The sequence below is a fragment of the Amycolatopsis sp. SID8362 genome (assembly GCF_010550475.1).
Taxonomy (GTDB): Bacteria; Actinomycetota; Actinomycetes; order Mycobacteriales; family Pseudonocardiaceae; genus Amycolatopsis; species Amycolatopsis eburnea.
The window spans coordinates 1-1,656 of the sequence record NZ_JAAGNB010001348.1 but is presented as its reverse complement, the minus strand read 5'-3'; the positions used below and the strand labels follow the sequence as shown (position 1 = coordinate 1,656).

Annotated in this window: 1 pseudogene; it reads left to right on the top strand. The window is 73.3% G+C overall.

The features are described from left to right. Positions 1-6 precede the first annotated feature (6 nt). Positions 7-1,656, top strand: a pseudogene (locus G3I65_RS41260) (beta-ketoacyl synthase N-terminal-like domain-containing protein); the annotation flags it as partial.

Genomic DNA, 1,656 nt, shown 5'->3' with positions numbered 1-1,656 from the left:
CGCACCGCCTTGCGCGCGCTGGATGTCGTACCGCCGGTGTTCCACCGCCTGGCCCCGCCGCGCCCGCGTCGCGCGGCCGCGGCGGCGACCGACTTCGGCGCGCTGGTCGTGGCGACGGTGGCGAACGTCCTGGGCCACGCCTCCGCGGCGTCGGTCGACTCGTCGCTGACGTTCCGCGAGCTGGGCCTGGACTCGCTGACGTCGGTGGAGCTGCGCAACCGGCTCGCGGAAGCGACCGGTCGCCGGCTGCCCGCGACGCTGGTGTTCGACCACCCGACCCCGGACGCCGTCACCGCGTTCCTCGAAGACGGCCTGTCGCTGCGGCCGACTCGCGTCACCGCGGCACGCGACGACGACCCGATCGTCGTCGTCGGCATGGCCTGCCGGTACCCAGGTGGGGTGGCGTCGCCGGAGGACTTCTGGGAGCTGCTCACCGAAGGCCGCGAGGGCATCACGCCGTTCCCCGCCGACCGCGGCTGGCACGTCCCCGGCGCGGACTTCGCGGGTGGTTTCCTGCACGAGGCCACCGGGTTCGACGCCGACTTCTTCGGCATCTCCCCGCGTGACGCGCTCAGCGCCGACCCGCAGCAACGGCTGCTCCTGGAAGTCTCGTGGGAGGCGTTCGAGCGGGCGGGCATCGACCCGACGTCGCTGAAGGGCTCCGACACCGGCGTGTTCGCCGGGGTGATGTACCACGACTACGCGGCGATCGCGCGGGATCCGGAGGCCCGCGGCTTCGACGTCAACGGCACCGCGGGCAGCATCGCCTCCGGCCGCGTCGCCTACGCGCTCGGCTTGGAAGGCCCGGCGGTCACGGTGGACACGGCGTGTTCGTCTTCGCTGGTGGCCTTGCACTGGGCGGCGCAGGCACTGCGGTCGGGGGAGTGTTCGCTGGCGCTGGCCGGCGGGGTCACGGTGATGTCGACCCCGGCCACGTTCCTCGACTTCGCGCGCCAAGGCGGTCTCGCGGGTGACGGCCGCTGCAAGTCCTTTTCGGACGATGCCGACGGCACCGGGTGGTCCGAGGGCGTCGGCCTGCTCGTACTGGAGCGGCAGTCCGACGCCGTCCGCAATGGACACCGGGTGTTGGCCGTGCTGCGGGGTTCCGCGGTCAACCAGGACGGGGCGTCGAACGGCCTCACCGCCCCGAACGGCCCCTCGCAGCAACGCGTGATCCTCGCGGCACTGGCCGAGTGCGGACTGTCCACTTCGGACGTCGACGTCGTCGAAGCGCACGGCACCGGCACCACGCTGGGCGATCCGATCGAGGCGCAGGCGCTGCTGGCCACCTACGGCCAGGACCGTTCGACGCCCCTGCTGCTGGGGTCGGTGAAGTCCAACATCGGCCACACCCAGGCCGCCGCCGGGGTCGCCGGGATCATCAAGATGATCCTCGCCATGCGGCACGGCGTAGTGCCGAAGTCGCTGTGGGCGGGGAAGCCGTCGTCCCATGTGGACTGGGAGTCGGGGTCGGTCGAGCTGCTCGCCGACGCCCGGGAGTGGCCGGCGCTCGACCGGCCGCGGCGGGCCGGGGTGTCGTCGTTCGGGATCAGCGGCACCAACGCCCACGTCGTCATCGAGGCCCCGGCCACCGAACCGGCGCCCGCCGCCGAACTGGCGCCCGCTGCCGAGCTGGCGCCCGCTGCCGAGCTGGCG